Source organism: Actinoplanes sp. M2I2 (genome assembly GCF_023544445.1).
Lineage (GTDB): Bacteria > Actinomycetota > Actinomycetes > Mycobacteriales > Micromonosporaceae > Actinoplanes.
On record NZ_JALPVJ010000012.1, the window covers coordinates 48,727 to 70,876 of the forward strand.

The window sequence follows — 22,150 nt, forward strand, 5'->3', positions numbered from 1 at the left end:
CGGGCCCTTCCTGGTCACGCCCTCGGTCAGTGCTGGTGGTTGTGCCCGGCGTGATCGTGGTCGTGCTCGTCCTCGTCCTCGTCGGGCAGGAACGGGTGCTCGTCGAGACGGCCGACCAGCAGGTCGCCCTGCTTCGGGGCGAACGGGCCGTCGCCGTCGGCGTCCTCGAACTCGTCGAGGTCGAGCGGCTCGGCGATCTCGGTGACCGTGAGCAGGCCGTCCAGCGGCTCCAGCTCGGGCAGGTCGAGCGACGACAGCGAACCGTCGCCGGCCTGCAGCAGCTCGAGCACGGCCTCGCCGACCGTCTCGACCGGGCCGGCGTCCTCGTCCTCGGGGACCGCCTTGCGGCGCTCGTCCTCGGCCCGGCGCAACAGGGCCGACACGCTCGGCACGCGGTAGTCGCGGCGCTGACGCACCGAGAGCACCTGCGGGTAGGGGTCGGCGCCGTCGGCCGCGTCGAGACCGGCCACGCCGAGGCCGAAGCGCTGGTCGGCCTCGTTCGGGTCGATCGACTCGACGTCCCACGGCGTCACCTCGCCGTACGCGTCGAGCAGCTTCTCGTCGTACGCGAAAGAGGCGTTGTTGAGGTCGACATACGCCTGCCAGACGCCGTCGTCGTCAACACGGCCCCCGGCCGCCTTGACCGCCGCGAGATGTGCCCGGGAGGCCTCGATCACCCGCTCTAGGGCGACGTCGAGCTCCGCGTTCTGGTCGGTCATCGGTATGGATCCTTCCAACAGGTCAGCTGTTCCGGAGCAGACGGTCGAGCACACGCACGCCGAACTTTAGCCCCTCGACCGGGACGCGCTCGTCGATGCCGTGGAACAACGAGGCGAAGTTCAGGTCGGCGGGAAGCCGCAACGGGGCGAACCCGAAGCAACGGATGCCCAGCGTCGAGAAAGCCTTCGCGTCCGTGCCACCCGACATCAGGTACGGCACAGTACGCGCTCCCGGGTCCTCGGCCCGCAGCGCCGCGCCCATCGCGTCGACGAGCGCGCCGTCGAACGAGGTCTCCACGGCGGGCTGCTGGTGCACGTGCTCGATCTCGATGTCGGGCCCGATCAGCTCCCGCATCGCGGCCAGGAACGAGTCGGCCTCGCCGGGCAGCGTGCGGCAGTCGATGGTGGCCGACGCCCGGCCCGGGATGACGTTGTCCTTGTAGCCGGCCTCGAGACGGGTCGGGTTGGCCGTGTTGCGGATGGTCGCGCCGATCAGGTTGGCGATCGGGCCCAATTTGGCGATCGCCGGCTCGGGCTCGGCCGGGTCGACGTCGATCCCCAGCGCGTCGCCGACCTGCTCGAGGAACGCCCGTACGGTCGGGGTGAGGACGGTCGGGAACCGGTGGTGACCGACCCGCGCGACCGCCTCGGCCAGGTTGGTGACCGCGTTGTCGTCGTGGATGAACGAGCCGTGACCGGGCCGGCCGGTCGCGTGCAGGCGCAGCCAGTCCAGGCCCTTCTCGGCCGTCTGCACGAGATAGAGCCGCAGGTCGTCGTTCACCGTGTAGGAGTAGCCGCCCACCTCGCCGACCGCCTCGGTGCACCCGTCGAACAGATCGCGGTGGTTCTCGACCAGCCACTGGGAGCCGAACTGCATGCCGGCTTCCTCGTCGGCGGTGAAGGCCAGCACGATGTCCCGCGGGGGCACGTATCCGGTGCGGTTCCAGTCCCGGACCACCGCGATCATCATCGCGTCGAAGTCCTTCATGTCGATCGCGCCGCGGCCCCAGAGGTAGCCGTCCTTCTCCTCCCCCGAGAACGGGTCGACCGACCACTCGCCGGCGTCGGCCGGCACCACGTCGAGGTGCCCGTGCACGAGCAGGGCGCCGCGGCTGCGGTCGGCGCCGGGGATGCGGGCGACCAGGTTGGCCCGCGTGGGCGCCGACTCGTGCAGCTCGACCTCGAGGCCGGCCTCGCCGAGCTGGGCGGCGACGTACTCGGCGGCGACGCGCTCGCCGACCGTGGTGCGCGGGTCGCCGGTGTTGGTGGTGTCGATGCGCAGCAGGTCACGGCAGATGCCGACGACCTCATCGGCGGCGGTGGTGGTCTCCATCCGCCCTTCTTACCAGCAAACTGTGTCGCCTTTGCCGTGCGGGTTTGATCTGAGCGCGGCTCAGGGTAATGCGGCGGCCGTGTCTTCCTTGAATCTTCCCCCGCTGCCGCCGGTGGGCGGCGAGACCACCGGCCGCAACGTCGTCGATGTGATCACCGGGCAGCACCGTGATCTGCTCGAGCTGTGCGACCGGCTGATCGCCGCGCCCGGCGACACGCGCCTGGCCGGCGTCGTGATCGCCGAGCTCTCCCGGCACCTGAGCGCCGAGGAGCAGTACCTCTATCCCGCCGTGCGGCGCACCGTGCCCGGCGGCGAGGACCTGGCCGACCGCGAGCTCGCCGAGGACCACCAGCTGTTGGTCACTTTGCAACAACTGCAGCGGGCCGGGAGCGAGAGCCGCGCCGAGCGGGTGGCCGAGGTGGCCGCGGCCGTACGCCGGCACGTGGACGCGGATGCCGAGGAACTGCTGCCCGTTCTCGTGCAGATGGTGCCGATCGAGGATCTGATCCGCGTCGGCAACCGGGTCGAGACGGCGGAGGAAGCGGCCCCGACCCGCCCCCACCCGGGCACACCTTCCACCCCGCCGTGGAACAAAGTGGTCGATCCGGCCGTCGCCGTCGTGGACAAACTGCGCGATGCCGTCACGCGGCGGACCACGTACGCCAAGGATTTGTAGGGAAAACACCGGATTCGTTAACCCATTTGTCATAAGTGGAGGATCTTTCGCAAGGCCGTAGGGCTAGCCTTCGATGTCTTCTTGGTCCTAACGTCACGTTATGAACCTGGAGCTGCGGCATCTCAAGGTGGTCTGCGCCATCGCGGAGACCGGCAGCGTCACCAAGGCGGCATCGCAGCTCGGGCTGGCCCAGCCGGCCCTGACCGCGCAGCTGCAGCGCATCGAACGCACTCTGGGCGGCCCGCTGTTCGAGCGGGACCGTCGCGGCGCCCGGCCCACCGCGCTGGGCGAGCTGGTGCTCGCCCGGGCCCGGGTCCTGCTGCCGGCCATGAAGGGCCTGCAGGACGAGGCGGCCCGGCTGGCCGGGGCGAGCGGGCACGACAGCCTGAGCCGCTACCGGATCGGGGCGGTGGGCGGCCCGATCATCGGCGGCATGGTGTCCCGGCTCTCCCAGGCCCAGCCGGATGCCCAGATCACCACGCACGCCTCCTACTACGTCGACGACCTGGCCAACATGGTGCTCGCCGGCAAGCTCGACTACGCCCAGGTGGGCGTGTGCGGCGACGCGATCCCGTCGGCCGACTACGGTCTGGTCTGGCAGACCATCGCCGTGGACGGCATCTGCGCGCTGATGCCCGAGGACCATCCCGGCGCCAAGGAGGCCGACGTCGACCTGGCCGAGCTGGCCTCGGAGTCGTGGGTGGCCTCCACCGGCGACGGCTGCTTCGGCGACTGTTTCGCGGCGGCCTGCGCGCGGGCCGGCTTCACGCCGCGGCGCATGCTCGAGAGCGATGTGCGCGGCTGCCTCGACATGGTGGAGTCGGGCATGGCGCTCGCGCTCTGCCAGGGGACGTTCCGGCCGCCGCGGGGGCTCACCTCGCGCCCGCTCCGGGGCTCTCCGCTGCGCTGGCGGCTGGTGCTGGGCTGGCATCCCGACTCGATGGCCGCGCTCAGCTCGGCCAAGCTGATGGTGATGGCCCAGGAGGCCTATCAGGAGGTCGTGGAACGCAACCCCGACTTCGTCGACTGGATGCGCGACCACCCGCACCTCGGGGTGGTCGGGCGCGGGCTGGCCGCGGTGAACGAGGCATAGCGAAAGGGCCCGGCGCGGTGCCGGGCCCTCTCGTTCGTACGGGTCAGACCTTGGCCGGCGAGGTGACCGCGAAGGTCAGCTTGCCGTCGGCCGCGTCGACCTGGACCGTCTGGCCGGGGGCCAGATCGGCCGCGAGCAGCATGGTCGACAGCCGGTTGTCCAGCTCGCGCTGGATGACCCGGCGCAGCGGGCGGGCGCCGAACTCGGGCTGGAAGCCCTTGTCGGCGAGCCAGTCGACCGCCGCCGTGGTGATCTCCAGGCTGACGTCCTGGTTGTGCAGCCGGCGCCGCGTCTCCGAGAGCATGAGCTCGGTGATCTGCCGCACCTGCTCCTGCTCCAGCTGCCGGAAGATGATGATCTCATCGATCCGGTTGATGAACTCGGGGCGCAGCTGCTCCTTGAGCCGGCGGTCCAGCCGGTCGCGCAGCTCCTCGTCGGGCGAGGCGCCGCCGACCGCGCCGAAGCCGACGCTGCGGCGGGAGCCGTTGATCAGATCCGAGCCCAGGTTGCTGGTCATGATCAGCACGGTGTTCTTGAAGCTCACTGTACGACCCTGGCTGTCGGTCAGCCGTCCGTCGTCCAGCACCTGCAGCAGGATGTTGAACACGTCCGGGTGGGCCTTCTCGATCTCGTCGAGCAGGACCACGCTGTACGGGCGGCGGCGAACCGCCTCGGTCAGCTGCCCGGCCTCGTCGTAGCCGACGTAACCGGGAGGCGCCCCGACCAGCCGCGACACCGTGTGCCGCTCCTGGAACTCGCTCATGTCGAGCCGGATCATCCGGTCCGAGTCGCCGAACAGCGCCCCGGCCAGCGAACGCGCCAGCTCGGTCTTGCCGACCCCGGTCGGGCCCAGGAACAGGAAGCTGCCCACCGGCCGGTCCGGGTCGCCCAGCCCGGCGCGCGAGCGGCGCACCGCCTCGGCGACGGCCTCGACCGCGTCGTCCTGGCCGATCACCCGCTCGTGCAGGTGCGCCTCGAGACGCAGCAGACGCTCCCGCTCCTCCTCGGTCAGCTGCGAGACCGGGATGCCGGTCGCCCGGCTCACCACCTCGGCGATGTCGGCCTCGGTGACGTGCGGGACGCCCTCGGTGCCGGTCACGCCCTGCTCGATCTCGGACTTGAGCCGGTTGATCTCGTCGCGCAGCGCGGAGGCCTTCTCGTAGTTCTCGGCCGCCACGGCCTGGTCGCGGTCGCGGGACAGCTCCTCGAGCCGGCGCTCCCGCTCACGCACCCCGGCGTCGGGCGTCTTGACCCGCAGCCGCACCCGGGCCCCGGCCTGGTCGATCAGGTCGATCGCCTTGTCGGGCAGGAACCGATCGGTGATGTAGCGGTCGGACAGCTCCGCCGCGGCGTCGAGCGCCTCGTCGGTGATCCGCACCTGGTGGTGCGCCTCGTAGTTGTCCCGCAGGCCCCGCAGGATCTGCACGGTGTCCTCGACGGACGGCTCACCCACCAGCACCGGCTGGAAACGCCGGGCCAGCGCCGCGTCCTTCTCGATGTACTTGCGATACTCGTCGAGCGTGGTCGCGCCGACCACCCGGAGCTGGCCCCGGGCGAGAGCCGGCTTGAGCATGTTGCTCGCGTCCATGCCACCGCCGTCTCCACCGCCGCCCCCGGCGCCGACCAGGGTGTGGATCTCGTCGAGGAAGACGATCAGGCCGTCGCCCTCGTTCTGGATCTCGTCGATGATCTTGCGGAGGCGCTCCTCGAAGTCGCCGCGGTAGCGGGTGCCCGCGACCAGACCGGCCAGGTCGAGCTGGATGACCCGCTTGTTCTCCAGGGTCAGCGGCACGTCGCCGTCCACGATGCGCTGGGCCAGGCCCTCGACGATCGCGGTCTTGCCGACGCCGGCCTCACCGATCAGCACCGGGTTGTTCTTGGTGCGCCGGGAGAGGATCTCGATGGCCTGCTCGATCTCGTCGGCCCGGCCGATCACCGGGTCGATCTCGCCCCGGCGGGCCATCTCGGTGAGGTCCACCCCGAACTGCTCGAGCGTGGGCGTGTTGGGGTTGCTCGGGTTCCCGCCACGGCTGCCGGGGCCGCTGCGGCCCGGGCCGGGCTGCGGGTCACCCTGCTGCGCCTGGAGCGCCTGCGGGTCGAGCTTGCCGGCGAGCAGGCGCCCGGCGGCGGAGTCGGGGTTGAGGCCGAGCGCCATCAGGATGTGCTCGGGACCGACGTACGAGGCGCCCAGCGCCCGCGAGATCTGCAGGCTGTCGAGCAGCGCGCGCTTCGCGGCGGGGGTCAGCGCGACCTGGGCCGGCAGGTCCTCACGCACCCCGGCCGGACGGCCGAGGGCGGCGAGCAGCGACTCGGGGTCGGCGCCGGCGCGGCGGACGGTCTGCTTCATCGGCTCCTGCTGGAGGACCGCCCACAGCAGGTGGTCGGTGTCCAGGTCGGCGACCGGACGATCCGGATCGGCGAGCTCGGCCGCGCGGCGGGCCGCCGCGGAGAGGACCTCACGCGCGTCGCCACTCATGTACTTCGTGATGTCGATGCGCGCGGAACGGCGCGGATCCGCCGCACCGAAGAAGCGCGCGAAGAAGTCGTCCCACTGGCCGGGACCAGTCGGTCCGATCGGTCCGATGCTCATACGTCTTCTCTTCTCTTTACGTAGCCTTCGTGCCAGACGGGATACCCGCCGCGCACGCCCCGTATCAGCGCTGTGGGCCGGCCCTCCATTCCCGGTTCCCGCGAAAAGTTGACTCGGGTACGCTCAACTTCATGACCGTACCTCTGGTGGTGGTCGACGGGGCCAACGTCGTCGGTTCCGTACCCGACGGGTGGTGGCGGGACCGCGCCGGAGCGGCCGAGCGGCTGCGCGACGCCCTGCACCCGGTCCTCGCGGCCGGCCTGCCCGACCTGCCCGGCCCGGTGGAGGTCGCGCTGGTCGTGGAGGGTCAGGCCAGGCAGGTCCCGGCCTCCGGCAACGGCGTCTCGGTCATCCGGGCGGACGGCTCCGGCGACGACACGATCACCGATCTCGTCCGCGCCTCGGCCGCTGAGCGACGCGTCGTGGTGATCACCGCCGACCGGGGACTCCGCGATCGCGTCACCGGTCTCGGGGCCGAAGTGAGGGGTCCCACGAGCGTCCCCCGCCGGTAAGCTGTGACGGTGATCGCACGCTTCGCCGCCCGTTCCTGGGTCGCCGCCCGTTCCTGGGTCGCAGCCCTTGCCTGGGCGCCGGCCATGGGCTGGATCACGCCCGAGTTGCCGCTGTACGGCGACGACCACCGGCGCCGCGACTTCGCGCCCTCTCGTTCCCTCTGGGGTCGACCTTCCTGAGGTGCGCCGCTCTCCGGCAGGCGCTGCCCGCGCCGGATGAGCGCCCGGTCCGCCGAACCACTACGGCCCCGGGGCACCCGCCGCCCGATCGTTCCGGGCGGCTCCGACCGCCCGGTCCACCGGGCGCCTTCCCGACCGCTCGCGAGCCTTCGCCGCCCGGTCGGCCGTCGAGACCTCCGGAGTGAACGCGTATGTCCGCACCATCTGCCGAGCGGGTCGGCGCGCGCGCCGTGCTGCGCCGGCCCTACGTTCCCCTCGTCCTGACCGCGAGCCAGGTCGGCCGCCTGCCCCTGGGTGCGTCGCCGCTGGCGCTGCTGCTCTTCGCCCGCGAGTCGGTCAGCCTCGTCGCGGCCGGGGCCCTCGTCGCCGTCTTCACCGCCGGGATGGCGGTCGGCGCCCCCGTGCTGGCCCGGGTGGTCGACCGCTACCGGCAACCACCCGTGCTGTACGGCTCGGCGGCCGTCTCCGCGGCCGGCTATGTGATCGTCTCGCTCGCTCCCGGCCGGCCCCTGGTGATCGGCCTCGGGGCCGCGCTGGCCGGGCTGGGCACCCCGCCGCTCGAGGCCTGCCTGCGGGCGCTCTGGCCCGCGCTGGTGCCGCCGAACGCCGTGCACGCCGCTTACGCCCTGGACATCGCGCTGCAGGAGGTCATCTTCGTGGCCGGCCCGCTGATGACCCTGGCCGCCGTGGCGATCGCCGGACCGGCCGCCGGCCTCTACGCCGCCGCGCTGTTCCAGCTGGCCGGTGTGATCGCGTTCGGGTGCGCCCCGGCCGTGCGCCGGTGGCGCGGGACGTCGGTCCACCGGCACTGGCTGGGGCCGCTGCGCGAACGCCGCCTGGCCGTCCTGATCACCGGCGTGGCGTTCGCCGGCGCCGCGGTCGGCAGCATCCCCGTCGTCCTGACCGGCTATGCCGAGGCCGCGGGCGACCGCTCGCTGACCGGCTGGCTGCTGGCCGCCCAGGCCGGCGGCGCGCTGGTCGGCGGCCTGCTCTACACCCGGGCCACCCCAGGCGGACCGCGCCGCCTGCCGCTGCTGGCCACGGCGTTCGCCGCCGGTTGGCTGCCCCTGCTGATCGCCCCGGGCACCGCGGCGATGACCGCGTTGCTGGTCCTCAGTGGGGTGATGCTGCCACCGCTGCTGACGGCCGTGTTCCTCACCGCCGACCGGCTGGCGCCGCCCGGCACCGCCGTCGAGGCCTTCGCCTGGATCGTGACCGCCTTCAGTGTGGGCAGCGCCCTGGGCGCGGCGGCGGCCGGCCCGCTCACCGATGCCGGCATCCGCACCGGCTTCGCTCTCGCCCCGCTGGCCGCGCTGCCGGCCATCGCGGCCATGGCCGCCACCGTCCACACCCGCTCCCGGCGTCGTCCCAAGTGGTCCGCCGACCCGGCTTGAACCGCCACCACGGAGTCCGCCCCGACGGCAACGTCGCCCGCGCGCGCCTAAACCTTGATCACCGGGACGGGTGTGCCCGGGTTCACGGCGGCGGGCCGATCCGCGCTCGCCGGGGTGAAAGCTTGCTCCTGAGCTGGGCCTGCGCTTCCGTCGAGGGGCGGCGGCTGCCACTCTCAGGATTCATTCCTGTTCAGTCAGCGGTCGGATCTCGGACCGGTCGAGCGGTGGGTGGCGCGGCCGGTACGAAGCTTTCCAATAGGGACGATGGGTCCGCATCGCCAGGGGGCCGCCCGCACGAACGGGAACGGACGGGGCAGTAGTCTGGCGTAGGTAGTCGGGATCACATAGCAGGAGGCTCTACGGGTGGCCAGTGTCGCCGAGGTCAAAGCGGCTGTGGACGCTGCACTGCAGCAGGTCACCGAGGGGCAGCAGGCGATACAGGCGGCCCGCGAGAAGCTCGGCGAGGCCCAGCAGAGCCTGGCCGCCGCGCTCGACGGCAGCGGCAACGACGCCGTCAGCACGGCGCATGCCTCACTGTCGCAGGCCGACCAGTCACTGGAGGACTGCTTGAGCGCGACGCTGCAGGCCATCGATCAGGCACAGACCTACACGGCGAACCTCTGACGAGATGTCGCTGATCCAGGACCTCGGCGCCCAGCTCCGCGCGATCTCCGACGAGCTGCCCACCGGTCAGGTCACCATCGCGCTCGAGAAGCTGCGCAGCGCGACCGAGCTGCTGATGTGGGTCCGCGAGACGTCGGTCGACCCGGTCGGCGTGCCGCAGCTGGGCAATGCCACCGAGCATGCCGAGCGGGCCGCGGCCGCGCTGCGCCTCGCGCAGGACTCGATCGCCCGCTACCTGGCGAGCATCGGCCTGAGCGGGGACGCGTCGGCGCCGCCCGACCGCGACTGGAAGGCCGGCCTCGAGGAACCCGACCGGGCCCCGGCGCCGGAGGCCGAGGCCGCTCCCCCGCCCGAGCAACTCGGCCCCTGGTGGCAGAAGCGCGTCGCCCAGCTGACCGGTGAGCCGGCCCCCGAGCAGCCCGACACGGCCGACAAGCCGGACACCGCCGAGCTGCTGCGCCGGGTCGCGTCGGGGGTCCGGGCCGGCGACCGGGCCCGGCTCGGCCGCGAGCTGCACCGGGTGAACGCCTCGACCGGGCTCGCCCTCTCGGCGGTGAGCTCGCCGGTGCTCAACCGCCTGGCCGGCGACCTGCTCGGCCACACGCCGCGCCCCGAGGACGTCCCCCGGCTGCGCTCCGCCGCCGAGGGCCGCGTCAAGTCCCTGCTGCCCGGCACGTCCCCGGCCGTACTGGAGACGTTGATCGCCCGCATCTGCCGTGTCCCGGCGCAGGACACGCCGCCCCAGCCCCCGCATCCGGCCGACAGCGCGGTGACCGCCGGCGTGCTGACCGGCGTGCTGCTCGCCCGCCTGGGCCGCGACGCGGGGACGCTCGACCCGTCCGCCCCCGACCCGGTGCCCCGCCCGGCCGAGGCCGACGACAGACGATGACGCACCACACGAACGCCCCGGGTGAGAGTGACGAGAACGTGCAGAGCCATGGCTGAGTCGACCGCGCAGCAGGTGATGGGCATCCGGGCCGGACTGTCGCACGCGCTCGGCGCGGCGTCGACCGCCCTCGAGGCCGCCCGGGCCGGCTATGCCCGCGCCGTCGACCGTCGCCGCCGGGTGACCGAGGCCGCCGAGGCCCGCCGCCACAAGGTGGCCGCCGCCCGGGACACCCGGCTGGCCGAGATCGACCAGCAGCACAAGGCCGATCTGGCGGCGTACGCCGAGGCCGCCGCGGCCGCGGCCGACCGGGCCGCCCCGGGGGCGGCGGGCGACCCGTGGGACGACTGGCAGGCCACCCCGCTCGACCGGGCGGCCGAGCTGCGGGTCGGCCGGCTGCTGTTGCCGCACCCGGAGGACGTGCCCGCCCTGGTGCCGTTGCTCGACCGCGGTCACGTCGTGGTGCGGGGCGACCGGCGGATCGGTGACGACGTGGTGGCCGGCCTGCTGCTGCGCGCGCTGGGCACGGCGCCGCCGGGCGGGGTGCAGATCATCGGCTACGACCCCGAGCACCTCGGCGGCGGGCTGGCCCGGTTCGCCCCGCTGGCGCCGGCCAACGTGCTGACCTTCGTCGGGCCGGGCGGGCTGGGCTCGCTGCTCGACGACCTGACCGACCAGGTACGCCGGATCAACGAGACCGTGCTGGCCGGCGAGTACACGTCGCTGCGCGAGCTGAACGCGGCCACCCACCGCCGGCCCGAGCCGTGGCGGATCGCCGTGCTGCTCGGCGTGGGCGAGCTCAGCCGGGCCGAGCAGGCCCAGCTCCAGCGGCTGCTGCGCACCGGGGCGGCGTGCGGGGTGCACCTGGTCATCCAGGGGCTGCCGGTGCCGGCCGGGCCGGGCATCGAGTTCATCACGGCGGCGCCGGACGACCGCGCCCGCATGAGCAGCGCGGGCGCTCTGCCCGTACGGCTGGACGGGGGCCCGCCGCAGGCGGTCGTGGCCGCGACCTGCCGCCGGATCGCCGAGGCGGTCGCCGCCGGGCCCGCCCCGGTCGCCCTGGACAGCCTGCTGCCCCAGGTGGAGTGGCAGGAGAGCTCGGCCACCGGGCTGACCGCGCCGCTCGGGGACAGCCCGCTGGGGGTGCCGGTGACAGTGACGCTGGCCGACTATCCGCCGCACGCGCTCATCGCCGGGCCGTCGGGCACGGGCAAGACCAACCTGATCTACGCCTGGATGGGGGCGCTGGCCGCCCGCTACTCCCCCGACGAGCTGGCGTTCTACCTCCTCGACTTCAAGGAGGGCGTGTCCTTCGCCCGGTTCGCGCCGGGCCGGCGCGACCAGACGTGGCTGCCGCACGTCCGGCTGGTCGGCGTCAACGTCAACACCGACCGGGAGTTCGGGCTGGCACTGCTGCGGTTCCTCGGCGAGGAGCTGCGCCGCCGGGCCGACGCGGCCAAGCGCTACGAGGTCACCAACCTGGCCGAGCTGCGGGCCGAGGACCCCGAGGGCTCGTGGCCGCGGATCGTCGCGGTGATCGACGAGTTCCAGGTGCTGCTCTCGGGCCGGGACGCCGTCGAGAAGGAAGCGGTCGACCTGCTCGAGGACCTGGCCCGGCGCGGCCGCTCGCAGGGCATCCACCTGATCCTGGCCAGCCAGGACGTCTCGGGCATCGAGGCGCTGTGGGGGCGCCCGGCCCTGGTCGCGCAGTTCTCGCTGCGCATCGCTCTGCCGCGGGCCCGGCGGGTGCTGGCCGAGCAGAACACGGCGGCCGAGTCGCTGCCCCGCTATCACGCCGTGGTCAACGCCGACTCGGGCGCGGCCGAGGCCAACCGGGTCGTCCGGGTGCCGGCGGCCGGCGACCGCGAGCGGTGGAACGCGTTGCAGCACCGGTTATGGCGGCATCGGCCGGACGACCCGCCGCGCCTGTTCGACGGCGACGTCGTGCCGCGGCTGGCCGACAGCCCGGACTTCCGCCGGCTCGCGCCGGCCGAGCAGATGCCGGCCCCGGTGGTGCTGCTCGGCGAGACCATCGACGTGGCCGCCCGGTCGGCACGCACGGTGCTGCGCCGGGCTCCGGGCCGCAACCTGGCCGTGCTCGGCACGCGCACCGAAGAGGCCTGTTCGGTGCTCGCCACCGCCGCGCTGTCGCTGGCCGCGCAGTTCCCGCCGGACGGCGCCCGCTACTCGATCCTCTGCCTCGACTCGGACGCCCGGCCCGCCGCGGCCGCGCTCTGCGCCGAGCTGCCCGAGTGCGGCTGGTACGAGCACGACAACGCCGACTGGGTGCTCGAGGACGCGGCGGCCGAGTCCGAGGCGTCCTGGCCGGCCGACCGTCCGCACTTCCTGCTGATCTACGCCGCCGACGCGTTGCCGGGCGGCAAGGCCGCCGCCGACCAGCTGCGCACGATCCTGCGGCAGGGCCCGGAGCGGCGCATCCACGTCCTGGGCTGGTGGCGGGGCGCGGCCCTGCTGCGCGAGGCCCTGGGCGGCCCGGCGTCGCGCACCGACCCGATCGGCGCGTGGGTGGCGCTCGACGTGCACGGCAGCGAGCTGGCCCCGTTCTATCCGGGCACCAGCACCCCGGCCTGGTATCCGCGTCCGTGGCGGGCGCTGCACTTCGACCGCTCGGTGCACCGCGGCGCCGAGGCGATCATCCCGTACGGAGTGGGCTCATGAATCCGAGCGGCGGCCTGCAGCCGGCCGACTTCGCGACCGCCGACTACCGCAGTGTGCTCCGGCGGCTGACCACGTTGGACGACGAGGCGGCCACGCTGCGGGCCGAGGCGCTGCGCTGGCACGACGAGCGGCTGGCGGCGGCCGAGGAGGCTGTCCGCACCGCCGACGAGGCGGTCGAGGAGGCCCGGCACGAGGTGGCGGCGGCCCAGCGCACGGTCGAACAGGTGGACGCGCGCGCCGCCGGCCTGTGGTCGGAGTACGTGCACAAGGTCGGTCCGGTGGCCGAGCGTTACGGCCGGACGGTGCCACCCGCGGCGATCCCCCGGCAGCGCAGCGACCGCGACGCCGCCGACTACCTGGACGAGGTGGCGACCAAGGTCAAGTACACCGCCCCGGCCCGGCCGATCACCGGCGGCGTCAAGCTGATGTTCGCCGTGTTCGGCTTCCTGGGCGGGGTGGCCGGTGCGATCGTCAACCAGGTGCTGCGGCAGACCGGCGCCGACGCCCCCGACGGCACCTGGAAGGACGCGCTGCCGGTGGTGGCGTTGCTGGCCCTGCTGGCCTGCCCGGTGCTGGCCGTCGTGGGGGCCAAGCGGGTCGCCGACCGCCGCGGCACCGGTCTCGATGCGGCGACGGTCGCGACCGTGCTGATCACCGGCCTGGTCACGGCCGGCGTTCTGGTGGCAGCCCTGCGGACAGCCTGAGCCGGCGTCAGCGGGCGGGGACGACCAGAGCCTCGTTGAGCAGGCGACGGGCCAGCACCGAGCGGTCCGCGTCGTCTTCCAGCGGCAGGTCGCCGACCCGCACCGGGTCGCCGGCCAGGGCGATGCGCAGCGCGGACGCGCAGGACGCCGGGAAGCGCATCGTGCGGCCGACCAGCCGCAGAGCGACGTGCTCGGGGCCGTCCTCGGCGAGCTGCCAGCGCAGGCCCTCGCGGACCCGGATCTGGTCGTCGCGGCCCAGGCCGGCCGCGAAGTCGAGCTGGGCCAGCGGGCTGACCGGCTCGGGACGGGCCGACGGCCAGTCGCGGCCGCGCAGCCGGGCGGCCACCTCGGCCGGCTCCACCGTGGTCAGCCAGTCGCGCAGGGCCTCGACCGTCTCGGTCAGCTCGGGCTCGATCGCGTCCGGGTCGGACACGTCCAGCGCGTACGGCAGGGTGGCCCGCAGCCGGGCGTCGCCCGCGGCCAGCGCCAGCAGCTCCTCGACGACGGCGTACCGGGTGAGCGCCCGGACCCCGATCGTCAGGTGCAGCGAGCGGCTGCCCAGGGCCTCGGCCGAGTGCAGCCAGCCGCGCGGCAGGTAGAGCGCGTCGCCCGGGGAGAGCACCACGTCCATGGCCGGTTCGCCCTGCGCGGTCGCCGAAACCTCGTCGGCCCGCCCGCCCCAGGCTTGCTTCTCCAGCGGGTCGGCCAGCACGGGCTCGTGCAGGCGCCAGCGCTTGGTCCCGTCGACCTGCAGCACGAAGACGTCGTGGGTGTCGTAGTGGGTGCTGAAACCCTGGCTGCCCGGCGGGGTCAGGTAGGCGTTCACCTGCAGCGGGCGGCGCAGCTCGGCGCCGAGGCGGCGGCTGTAGTCGATCAGCGGGGGCCAGAGCCGGTGCAGGCCCTGCAGGACGAGCGTGGCGCCGGAGGCGTACAGCTGCATGACCCGGTCGTCGAGGACCTGGTCGCTGATCTCGGCGCCCGCCCCGCCGCCGCCGGTGAACCGGTCGGCCGGCAGCACCTTGCCCTGCTGGGCGACCCGCAGGAACGGCGTGCGCAGCCCGCGCCGGCTCAGCAACTCGTCGACAGCCCCCGGGGAGAGCAGATCATCGAAACCGCCCGCGCCCGCGAGCTCACCGGCCCGGGACAGCAGCGGGACCTTGCCCCAGTACGCGGCGGCGAACTTGACCGGATCGACGGCCACGGCACGGGAAAGCGCCGGGCGGGAGCCGCCCGGCGCGTCGTCAGTCATCCCGGGCTCTCTCAGGACGCGGTGCCGTCGGCGCCGCCGTCGTGGCCGCCCGGGTTCGCGCCGCCGTCGGCCGGGCCCTCGCCCGCGCTGCCGTCCGCGCCACCGTCGTGACCATCCGGGTTTGCGCCGCCGTCAGCCGGGCCCTCGCCCGCGCTGCCGTCCGCGCCACCGTCGTGACCATCCGGGTTTGCGCCGCCGTCAGCCGGGCCCTCACCCGCGCTGCCGTCCGCGCCACCGTCGTGGCCACCCGGGTTCGCGCCGCCGTCGGCCGGACCCTCGCCGGAGCCGGTACCCGTGGTCGAGGTGATGTCGTCGTCGCTCAGTGACATTGCAGCTCCTTGGCGTCGGTGGATGCGCCGGGCACCTCACTGTGACCGGCAGCGAAGCGGTACCCCGTGATCATCCGGTCTAACCCGCGCCGGGACGGGTAACCCCGCTCACATGCTTGTGATCGGAACGTCGGGCTGGCAGTACCGCGACTGGCGGCCGGCCCGCGGGGCCGACGAGACCGGATACCTCTACCCCGGCGGCCTGCCGCAGCGGTCGTGGCTGGAACACTACGCCGAGCGGTTCGCGACCGTGGAGGTCAACAACGCGTTCTACCGGCTGCCCGAGCGGACGACCTTCGAGCAGTGGCGCGAGCGCACCCCGGACGACTTCGTGGTGGCGGTGAAGATGAGCCGCTATCTGACCCACATCAAGCGGCTTCGGGACCCGCAGGAGCCGGTGGCGCGGTTCTTCGACCGGGCCACCGGGCTCGGCGGCAAGCTGGGCCCGGTGCTGCTGCAACTGCCGCCGACCCTGAAGGCCGACCTGGGCGCGCTGGACGAGACGCTGAGCCTCGTGCCGGCCGGGGTCCGTGTCGCGGTAGAGCCCCGGCACGCCACCTGGTTCACCGACGACTGCCGGCGACTGCTCGAGAAGCACGGGGCCGCGCTGTGCTGGGCCGACCGGCTGAGCCGCCCGATCACGCCGCTGTGGGACACCGCCGACTTCGTCTATCTGCGCCTGCACGAGGGGCGGGCCAAGCCGTGGCCGCGCTACGGACGGGGGGCGCTGCGGACGTGGGCCGAGCGGTTGTCGGGCGTACGGGAGGGGTTCGTCTTCTTCAACAACGACCCGGGCGGCGCGGCCGTGATCGACGCGGGGGTGCTGGCGGCCGAGGCCGAGCGGCGGGGCCTGCCGGTGACGCGGGTGCCCCGCCTTAAGGTGAGACCGTGCGCACCATCCAATTGAACGGCCGGACGCCCGATCTCGCCGACACCCATCGGCTCGCCACGGTCAACTACGGCCACTTCACGTCGATGCAGGTCAGAGACCGGGGCGTACGCGGTCTGGGGTTGCACTTCGCCCGCCTGGCCGACGGCAACGAGGAGTTCTTCGGCTGGCGCGCCGAGCTGGACGACGAGCACCGGCTGCGCGAGCTGATCCTGTCGGCGCTCGGCGACGCCCGCGACGCCTCCGTGCGGGTGTCCTACGTGCCCGGCCCCTACCCCGACGGACCGCCCGACGTGGTGGTCGCGGTGGCCGAGCCCGCCCCCGAGGAGCCGGCCGCGCCACTGCGGGTGCGCATCGACCCCGACTTCCGCCGCCAGTGGCCCGAGCACAAGCACTCGGCCACCATGGGTCTGTTCCGCGCGCAGCGGCTGGCCCGGGCGGCCGGGTACGACGACGCGCTGTCGGTCGGCCCGGACGGCCTGGTCCGCGAGGGCACGGTCTGGAACGTGGCGTTCTTCAACGGCGACCAGGTGATCTGGCCGCAGGCGCCGATGCTCCGGGGCGTCACGATGGTGCTGCTGCAGATCTCGCTGACCATGCAGGGTGTGCCGTGGACGATGCGGCCCGTGCCGCTCTCCGAGCTGCTGGACTTCACGGCGGCCGTCGCGGTCAACTCGCGCACCGTCCGCCAGGAGATCGCCTCGATCGACGACCTCAGCTACTCGGCCGGCGACAAACTGGCCGACCTGATGGCCGAGGCCTGGCAGTCAGTCCCCTTCGACATTCTCTAGCAGCTCGATCATCTCGGTGGCGTTGCGCTGGGCGAAGTCCCGATAGCAGTTGTTGAAGAGCACGTGCGTGGTGTCGGCCTCGCCGGCCAGCTCGCGCAGCCGCGGCGCCCATCCGGCCAGTTCGTCGCGCGAGTACTCGTAGCCGAACTTCTCGTGGATGTCCTTGCTGGTCCACTTGTCGCTGTGGCCGTGGAAGCGGACCACGGCCAGGCCGGAGGTGGCGGCCAGCACGGGCGGCACCGACGACTTGTGGCCCTGCGGCATGTCGACACCGACGAAGGCGAGCTTGTGGGTGCGCAGGAAGTCGAGCGTCTCGGCCTGGTTGTCGCCCTCGAACCACGTCGCGTTGCGGAACTCGAAGACCGGCACGATCGGCTTGCAGCGGGCCGCGACCTCGAGCAGATAGTCCTTGTTGGACCGGCGAATGCCGAACCACGGCGGGAACTGGAAGAGCACCGCGCCCAGCTTGCCCGCCTCGGCCAGCGGATCCAGCGCGGCGAGGAACCGGGTCCAGACCTCCTCGTAGGCCTGCGCCGGGAGGTCGCCGGGATAGATGTTCTTCTTGTCCGTCTCGGGCCGCAGATCCTTGTAGATCGCCGACACCCTGGTCGGGTGACCGGTCAGCAGGCTGAACGCCTTGATGTTGAAGGTGAAGGCGTCGGGCGTGCGCTGCGCCCAGAGCTTGCTGGTCTGCTCGGCCGGCGGTCCGTAGTAGGTGGAGTCGACCTCGACCACCCGGTACTGCTTCGCGTAGTACGCCAGCCTCTTCTCGGGGGTGTCGGCGCTCGCCGGGTACCACCCCGAGTCGAGCAGCGTCTTGTCCGTCCAGGACGCCGTGCCGACCTCGATCGTGCCCATACCGTTCACGCTAGCCCCGATACGGCGGGTCCGCCGCTGGTGAGCGGCGGACCCGGACGTCTCGCGGTTTCCCGGCCGGCTCAGCCGGCTCGGCGCTCGCGGTTCTGCTTGCAGTTGACGCACGTGGTGGCCGAGGGGAAGATCTCCAGCCGCTCCCACGGGATCGGGTTGTGGCAGCCCTCGCAGTTGCCGTACGTGCCGTCCTCGAGCCGCGCCATCGCGTGCTCGGCCTGCGTGCGCCGGTCGAGCAGCGTGCGCAGCAGCGAGGTGGCCGCGTCGCGCTCGGCCGTCTTGGAGCCGCTGTCGGCCTGGTCGTCGCCGGCCGAGTCGCCGATCTCGACCAGCCGGAGCTGGTGGTTCTCGGCGACGGCCGTCTCGTACTCGGCGTTCAGGTCGTTGAACCGGTTGCGCAGAGTCGAACGGATCTGGTCGAGCTCCTCCGGCGTACGCCCCTTCGCGGCACTCTTCCCCGTGATGACCGCTTGATTGACGAGCATGCGCTCCCCCTGCCCTTCATACGCCCCTGCCGGCGAGTCCCCCGAAGTCGACACCATCGCACCGTGGAGCCGCCTGATACCCACCGCCGAAGATCCCAAACGGGGCCTCCGCTGAAAAAGTAACCGGAGCATAACTGTCAGTGGTGGGTTCCGCTACAGACTCGCTTCATGAACGTTCGAGGACCATCGCCGGGCGGCGCGGGTCGTCCACCCGCACGACCACATCGGCGAACGAGGCGGGCCCGACCTCCTCGGCGTACCGCCCGAAGGCGGGCAGCGTCCAGGCGTCCTCGGGCGGGGTCCGCCGGGCCAGCGCGGCGGCCGACATCTCGAGGTGCACGGTGACGTCGAAGGCCAGGCCGCCGCCGAGCAGCAACGGCCCGCTGACCAGCAGGATCGCTCCGGCAGCGAGATCGGCGTAGGGCTCGCGGGCGGCCCGGTCGGTGGCCGGGTTCCACAGCTTGGTGAGCACCCGGCCCGAGCCGCCGGGGCCGGCCGGGTCGAGCACCTCACGGGCCAGCCCGGCCTCGTCGAACCAACCCTGGTAGTACGAGTCCGGGTCGTGGCGGCCGAACTCCAGGCGCACCGAGGCCGGCCGCAGAAAGTCGCCGGTGTCGATCCGCAGCGCGGGACGGCCGCGGGCCCGCAGCGGGCCGACCAGGGCGTCGGCCAGCTCACCGGGACCGGCCGCCGGGGCGCCGTCGACGGCGACCCGGAGGTGACTGTCGACTTTCCGACATGTCAGCAGATCGACGAGTTCGTCGACGAGAACCTCGGTGGAGACGGGCCGGACACGCACGCGTCGAAGCTACCCGCCGGGCTCGATCGTCGTGGACGCGGTCACTCGTTCGGCTTGATCACCACGTGCGCGTCGTCGGAGAGCCGGTAGCCGACGCCGTAGACGGTCGTGATGAGCGGGGCCGTGCCGCCGAGCTTGAGACGCAGCCGGCGCACGTGCACGTCGACGGTGCGCTCGCCGGTGTGGTCGTAACCCCAGACGCCGGTCAGCAGCTGGGCCCGGGTGAAGACCCGGCGGGGCCGCTCGGCCAGGAAGAGCAACAGGTCGAACTCGAGCCGGGTGAGCGGCAGCGGCGCGCCGTCGACGATGACCTGCCGGGTGCCGGTGAGCAGGCGCACCTCGGGACCGGCGCCGAGGGCGGGCTCGAGGTCGGCGTCCTCGCGCGGCGCGGCCGCGGGCTCGAGGGTGACCGTGCCCTGACTGACCTCGACCAGCTCGCGCACGGCCTCGATCAGCTTGTGCGCCTGCGGGGAGATGGCATCACCGGTGAGCGGGATGGCGACCGTGACGGTCAGAGCGGGTTCCGCCGGGCGACGGGTGGCGGCGGAGCCGCGGACCGGCCCGGTGGCGTGTCGGGCGAGCCGAGGTGAAAGCGCACTGGCCGGCATTTAATTGATCCCCCTGAAAGCTGACCCAGCTGTGAAGCATGTCGGCAACCGAATACGACCGATCACCCTCCGTAATACCGCGGACGATGTTTCCGTCAGCCTCGTTGCCGGGTCAACCCGTCAACCACACTGTGGGAAAATCGTTCCACCGCGGAAAATGCATTCCGGTAACGGATTCTGTCAGACTGATTACGCGTTGCCGAACGCATGACGTACCGAGCATTCCTCCGGTCCTTAACATATGGCCTGGTGGGAGTGCTTGCGGAGGGTCGTTCGGGCGACATTTCTGAGACGAGAGCCACACCATTCTTCGTTGCCGGAGCAAAAAGAATCCGGGCGTTCCCGAAGGAACGCCCGGATGACAGTTGCCCTTTTTCCCGCCCTTGGCGGCGCCGTTACTCGCCCCGCGAGACCAGTCGGCGGCCGACCGCGGCGATGAGCCGATCGAGCTCGGAACCGAACGGGTTGTCGTGCACCAGGTAGGTCCAGGTGGCGCTCGGCCGGACGATCTTGGCGCGGTCGGGCTCCCAGCCGTCGCTGAAGTCGGTCTCCTCGAACGTCTCGATCGTCCTTCGCTCGATCTCGAGCAGGACCTTCTGGAACGCCGGCACGGCAGCCCGGTGGAACTCGTCGAGCGGGTCGAGCTTGCCCAGCGCCCGCAGGTGCACGCCCTCGCGCACCTCGGACAGCTCGGCCAGGTGCTCGACCCACAGCCGGTCGAGGTGGTACAGCGCGATCGCCCGGGCCGCGTCGGAGAGCACGTCCTCGTCGAGCTCCTTGGCCTTCTCGGACGAGCGCTCGAGCAGCATGATCGTCGCCACCTCGGAGGTCAGCAGCCGCTCGCGGCGCTCGGCCAGGGCCACCCGCTGCTGCTCGATGACGACGCTGTAGCGCCAGGTGTTGCGGTGGATCTCGTGGTTGACGCCCTCGGCGACCCGCTGGGCGTGCTCGACCGCGTAGTCGACCTGGTCGTCGTGCACCACGCCGTCCATGTCCATCCGGGGCGACGCCGGCAGGATGTCGCCCGCGTGCCGGGTGACCAGCTCGTCCTCCAGGCTGACGAAGAAGACCGAGCCACCCGGGTCGCCCTGGCGGCCGGCCCGGCCGCGGAGCTGGTCGTCGACGCGGCGGCTGTCGTGCCGGCCGGCGCCGATCACGTAGAGCCCGCCCAGCTCGACCACGCGGTCGCGGTCGGTCTCGTCGCTGCCACCGAGGCGGATGTCGACACCCCGGCCGGCCATCTGCGTCGAGACGGTGACCGCGCCCAGCGCCCCCGCCTCGGCGATGATCTGCGCCTCCTCGGCGTCGTTCTTGGCGTTCAGCACGTTCGACGGCACGCCGGCCGCGGCCAGCTGCTTGGCCAGCAGCTCGGACGCCTTCACGTCCAGGGTGCCCACGAGCACCGGGCGGCCCTTCTCGTGGGCGATCTTGATTTCCTCGACCAGAGCCTCGTCGCGGGTCTCGTGGGCCGAATAGATGCGGTCGGGCTCGTCGTCGCGGATGTTCTCGGCGTTCGACGGGATGACCGCGACCTCGAGGTTGAAGTACTCGCGGAGCTGTTCGCCGACGTGCACGGCGGTGGCGGTCATGCCGCAGACGGTCTGGTAGAGCGCGATGTAGGCCTGCACGGTGATCGTGTCGAGGACCTCGCCCTCGGCGGTGGCGGTCAGGCCCTCCTTCGCCTCGACGGCGGCCTGCAGGCCGTCGGGCCAGCGGCGGCGCTGAGCGACCCGGCCGCGCATCTCGTCGATCAGCTCGACCGAGCCGTCGCGGACGATGTAGTCGACGTCGCGGCGCAGCAGGGCCTCGGCGTGCAGCGCCACGTTGACCGCGGACAGCTGCCGCACCTGGTCGTCGGCGTACAGATCGATGTCGCCGAGCTGCTCCTCCATCTTCTTGAGCCCGGCCTCGGTGAAGGCCACGCTGCGGCCGTCCTCGGCCACCTCGTAGTCCTTGCCCGCCCGGAGCTGGCGCACCAGGTCGGCCGCGCCGAGCACCGGGTCGGCCTCGGTGGCCAGGCTGCCGGCCAGGACCATCGGCACCCGGGCCTCGTCGATCAGGATGGAGTCGGCCTCGTCGACGATCGCCGTGGCCAGCTCGCGCTGCACCCGGTCCTCCACGTCGGTGACCAGCTGGTCGCGCAGATAGTCGAAACCGGCCTCGCTGACCGACACGTAGGTGACGTCGGCCAAGTAGGCCTCGCGGCGCTCCTCGTGGGTCGACGCCTCGGTGACCCAGCCGACGCTGAGGCCGAGCAGCTTGTAGACCGGCTGCATCCACTCGGCGTCGCGGCGGGCCAGGTAGTCGTTGACGGTGAGCACGTGCACCGGGCCGTTGCCCAGGCGGACGTGGCCGTACGCCGCGACGACCGCCGTCAGCGTCTTGCCCTCACCGGTGGCCATCTCGGCGACCTTGCCCGAGAGCAGGGCCATCGCGCCGAGCAGCTGCACGTCGTACGGCCGCTGCTCGAGGGCCCGGTGGGCCGCCTCGCGGCCGATCGCGCAGATCTCGGTGAAGTCGGTGGCCTCCTGGGCGGCCGCGGTCAGCGCCTCGTCGTCGAGCTCGCGGAGCGCTTCCTCACGAGCGTCGATGGCCGGAAGACGCTTGCGGAACGGCGCCAGGTCGACCGTCGTGCCCGGACGCTGCAAGAACTTGCGAAACCGGCTCTTCAGCCGCTGAGACACACCCATGGCGGGCTACGGTACTTCATTTTCCTGAGCGGTTGGTCACGACTACCGGC

The 22,150-nt window shown here is 72.6% G+C and carries 21 protein-coding genes; 11 read left to right on the top strand and 10 right to left on the bottom strand.

The window, feature by feature from the left end:
* Positions 1–26 precede the first annotated feature (26 nt).
* Together HJC40_RS24870 and HJC40_RS24875 are read right to left on the bottom strand one after the other, a co-directional pair.
* Entirely contained in the window at positions 27–719 is a 693-nt protein-coding gene (locus HJC40_RS24870) for a hypothetical protein (protein WP_250003995.1), read from the bottom strand.
* 22 nt (positions 720–741) lie between these two features.
* The gene (locus HJC40_RS24875) at positions 742–2,052 is read right to left on the bottom strand and encodes a M20/M25/M40 family metallo-hydrolase (protein ID WP_250003996.1); all 1,311 of its coding nucleotides are present in this window, start codon (positions 2,050–2,052) and stop codon (positions 742–744) included.
* A gap of 88 nt (positions 2,053–2,140) precedes the next feature.
* Here HJC40_RS24875 and HJC40_RS24880 point away from each other — a divergent pair, with 88 nt between their 5' ends.
* Both HJC40_RS24880 and HJC40_RS24885 read left to right on the top strand, forming a co-directional pair.
* Positions 2,141–2,728 carry a hemerythrin domain-containing protein gene (locus HJC40_RS24880; RefSeq protein WP_250004499.1) on the top strand — a complete coding sequence of 196 codons (588 nt, stop codon included), beginning with the start codon at positions 2,141–2,143 and terminating at the stop codon, positions 2,726–2,728.
* 100 nt (positions 2,729–2,828) lie between these two features.
* The gene (locus HJC40_RS24885; RefSeq protein WP_250003997.1) at positions 2,829–3,821 is read left to right on the top strand and encodes a LysR family transcriptional regulator; all 993 of its coding nucleotides are present in this window, start codon (positions 2,829–2,831) and stop codon (positions 3,819–3,821) included.
* A 43-nt stretch (positions 3,822–3,864) separates the two neighbouring features.
* On the opposite strand, the gene HJC40_RS24890 is transcribed toward HJC40_RS24885, so the two are convergent.
* Positions 3,865–6,411 (bottom strand): ATP-dependent Clp protease ATP-binding subunit, encoded by a 2,547-nt coding sequence (locus HJC40_RS24890; protein ID WP_250003999.1) that lies wholly within the window; start codon positions 6,409–6,411, stop codon positions 3,865–3,867.
* 131 nt (positions 6,412–6,542) lie between these two features.
* On the opposite strand from HJC40_RS24890, the gene HJC40_RS24895 reads away from it, so the two are divergent.
* From HJC40_RS24895 to HJC40_RS24925, 7 genes are all read left to right on the top strand, one after another.
* The gene (locus tag HJC40_RS24895; RefSeq protein WP_250004000.1) at positions 6,543–6,923 is read left to right on the top strand and encodes a hypothetical protein; all 381 of its coding nucleotides are present in this window, start codon (positions 6,543–6,545) and stop codon (positions 6,921–6,923) included.
* Between the two features lie 9 nt (positions 6,924–6,932).
* Positions 6,933–7,103, top strand: a complete 171-nt coding sequence (locus HJC40_RS24900; RefSeq protein ID WP_250004001.1) for a hypothetical protein — start codon at positions 6,933–6,935, stop codon at positions 7,101–7,103.
* Between the two features lie 191 nt (positions 7,104–7,294).
* Positions 7,295–8,497 carry an MFS transporter gene (locus tag HJC40_RS24905; protein WP_250004002.1) on the top strand — a complete coding sequence of 401 codons (1,203 nt, stop codon included), beginning with the start codon at positions 7,295–7,297 and terminating at the stop codon, positions 8,495–8,497.
* 363 nt (positions 8,498–8,860) lie between these two features.
* Positions 8,861–9,121, top strand: a complete 261-nt coding sequence (locus tag HJC40_RS24910) for a hypothetical protein (RefSeq protein ID WP_250004004.1) — start codon at positions 8,861–8,863, stop codon at positions 9,119–9,121.
* 4 nt (positions 9,122–9,125) lie between these two features.
* Entirely contained in the window at positions 9,126–10,010 is an 885-nt protein-coding gene (locus HJC40_RS24915; RefSeq protein ID WP_250004006.1) for a hypothetical protein, read from the top strand.
* Positions 10,011–10,058: 48 nt separating this feature from the next.
* Positions 10,059–12,686, top strand: a complete 2,628-nt coding sequence (locus tag HJC40_RS24920) for an FtsK/SpoIIIE domain-containing protein (protein ID WP_250004008.1) — start codon at positions 10,059–10,061, stop codon at positions 12,684–12,686.
* Positions 12,683–13,390 carry a hypothetical protein gene (locus tag HJC40_RS24925; RefSeq protein ID WP_250004010.1) on the top strand — a complete coding sequence of 236 codons (708 nt, stop codon included), beginning with the start codon at positions 12,683–12,685 and terminating at the stop codon, positions 13,388–13,390. The genes HJC40_RS24920 and HJC40_RS24925 overlap by 4 nt, the downstream gene beginning before the upstream one ends.
* 7 nt (positions 13,391–13,397) lie before the next feature.
* Here HJC40_RS24925 and HJC40_RS24930 read toward each other — a convergent pair whose 3' ends face one another.
* Both HJC40_RS24930 and HJC40_RS24935 read right to left on the bottom strand, forming a co-directional pair.
* On the bottom strand, positions 13,398–14,639 hold the full coding sequence (locus HJC40_RS24930) for a cupin domain-containing protein (RefSeq protein ID WP_250004012.1): 1,242 nt from the start codon (positions 14,637–14,639) through the stop codon (positions 13,398–13,400).
* Between the two features lie 11 nt (positions 14,640–14,650).
* Positions 14,651–14,968, bottom strand: coding sequence for a BatC protein (locus tag HJC40_RS24935; protein ID WP_250004015.1), 318 nt, complete (start codon positions 14,966–14,968; stop codon positions 14,651–14,653).
* 112 nt (positions 14,969–15,080) lie between these two features.
* On the opposite strand from HJC40_RS24935, the gene HJC40_RS24940 reads away from it, so the two are divergent.
* On the top strand, positions 15,081–15,875 hold the full coding sequence (locus HJC40_RS24940) for a DUF72 domain-containing protein (RefSeq protein ID WP_250004016.1): 795 nt from the start codon (positions 15,081–15,083) through the stop codon (positions 15,873–15,875).
* The gene (locus tag HJC40_RS24945) at positions 15,857–16,648 is read left to right on the top strand and encodes an aminotransferase class IV (protein ID WP_250004018.1); all 792 of its coding nucleotides are present in this window, start codon (positions 15,857–15,859) and stop codon (positions 16,646–16,648) included. Before HJC40_RS24940 ends, HJC40_RS24945 begins: the two co-directional genes overlap by 19 nt.
* Here the strand turns inward: HJC40_RS24945 and HJC40_RS24950 are convergent.
* From HJC40_RS24950 to secA2, 5 genes are all read right to left on the bottom strand, one after another.
* A complete protein-coding gene (locus HJC40_RS24950) occupies positions 16,625–17,506 on the bottom strand; it encodes a DUF72 domain-containing protein (RefSeq protein ID WP_250004020.1) in 882 nt (293 codons plus the stop codon). The genes HJC40_RS24945 and HJC40_RS24950 overlap by 24 nt on opposite strands.
* Before the next feature lie 80 nt (positions 17,507–17,586).
* Positions 17,587–18,003: a TraR/DksA C4-type zinc finger protein gene (locus HJC40_RS24955; protein ID WP_250004022.1), complete on the bottom strand. Its 417-nt coding sequence runs from the start codon at positions 18,001–18,003 to the stop codon at positions 17,587–17,589.
* A gap of 166 nt (positions 18,004–18,169) precedes the next feature.
* Positions 18,170–18,802, bottom strand: a complete 633-nt coding sequence (locus HJC40_RS24960) for a uridine kinase (RefSeq protein WP_250004024.1) — start codon at positions 18,800–18,802, stop codon at positions 18,170–18,172.
* Positions 18,803–18,843: 41 nt separating this feature from the next.
* Positions 18,844–19,410: a winged helix-turn-helix domain-containing protein gene (locus HJC40_RS24965; protein WP_284043700.1), complete on the bottom strand. Its 567-nt coding sequence runs from the start codon at positions 19,408–19,410 to the stop codon at positions 18,844–18,846.
* 395 nt (positions 19,411–19,805) lie between these two features.
* A complete protein-coding gene (gene secA2, locus HJC40_RS24970) occupies positions 19,806–22,100 on the bottom strand; it encodes an accessory Sec system translocase SecA2 (RefSeq protein ID WP_250004026.1) in 2,295 nt (764 codons plus the stop codon).
* Between the last annotated feature and the right edge of the window lie 50 nt (positions 22,101–22,150).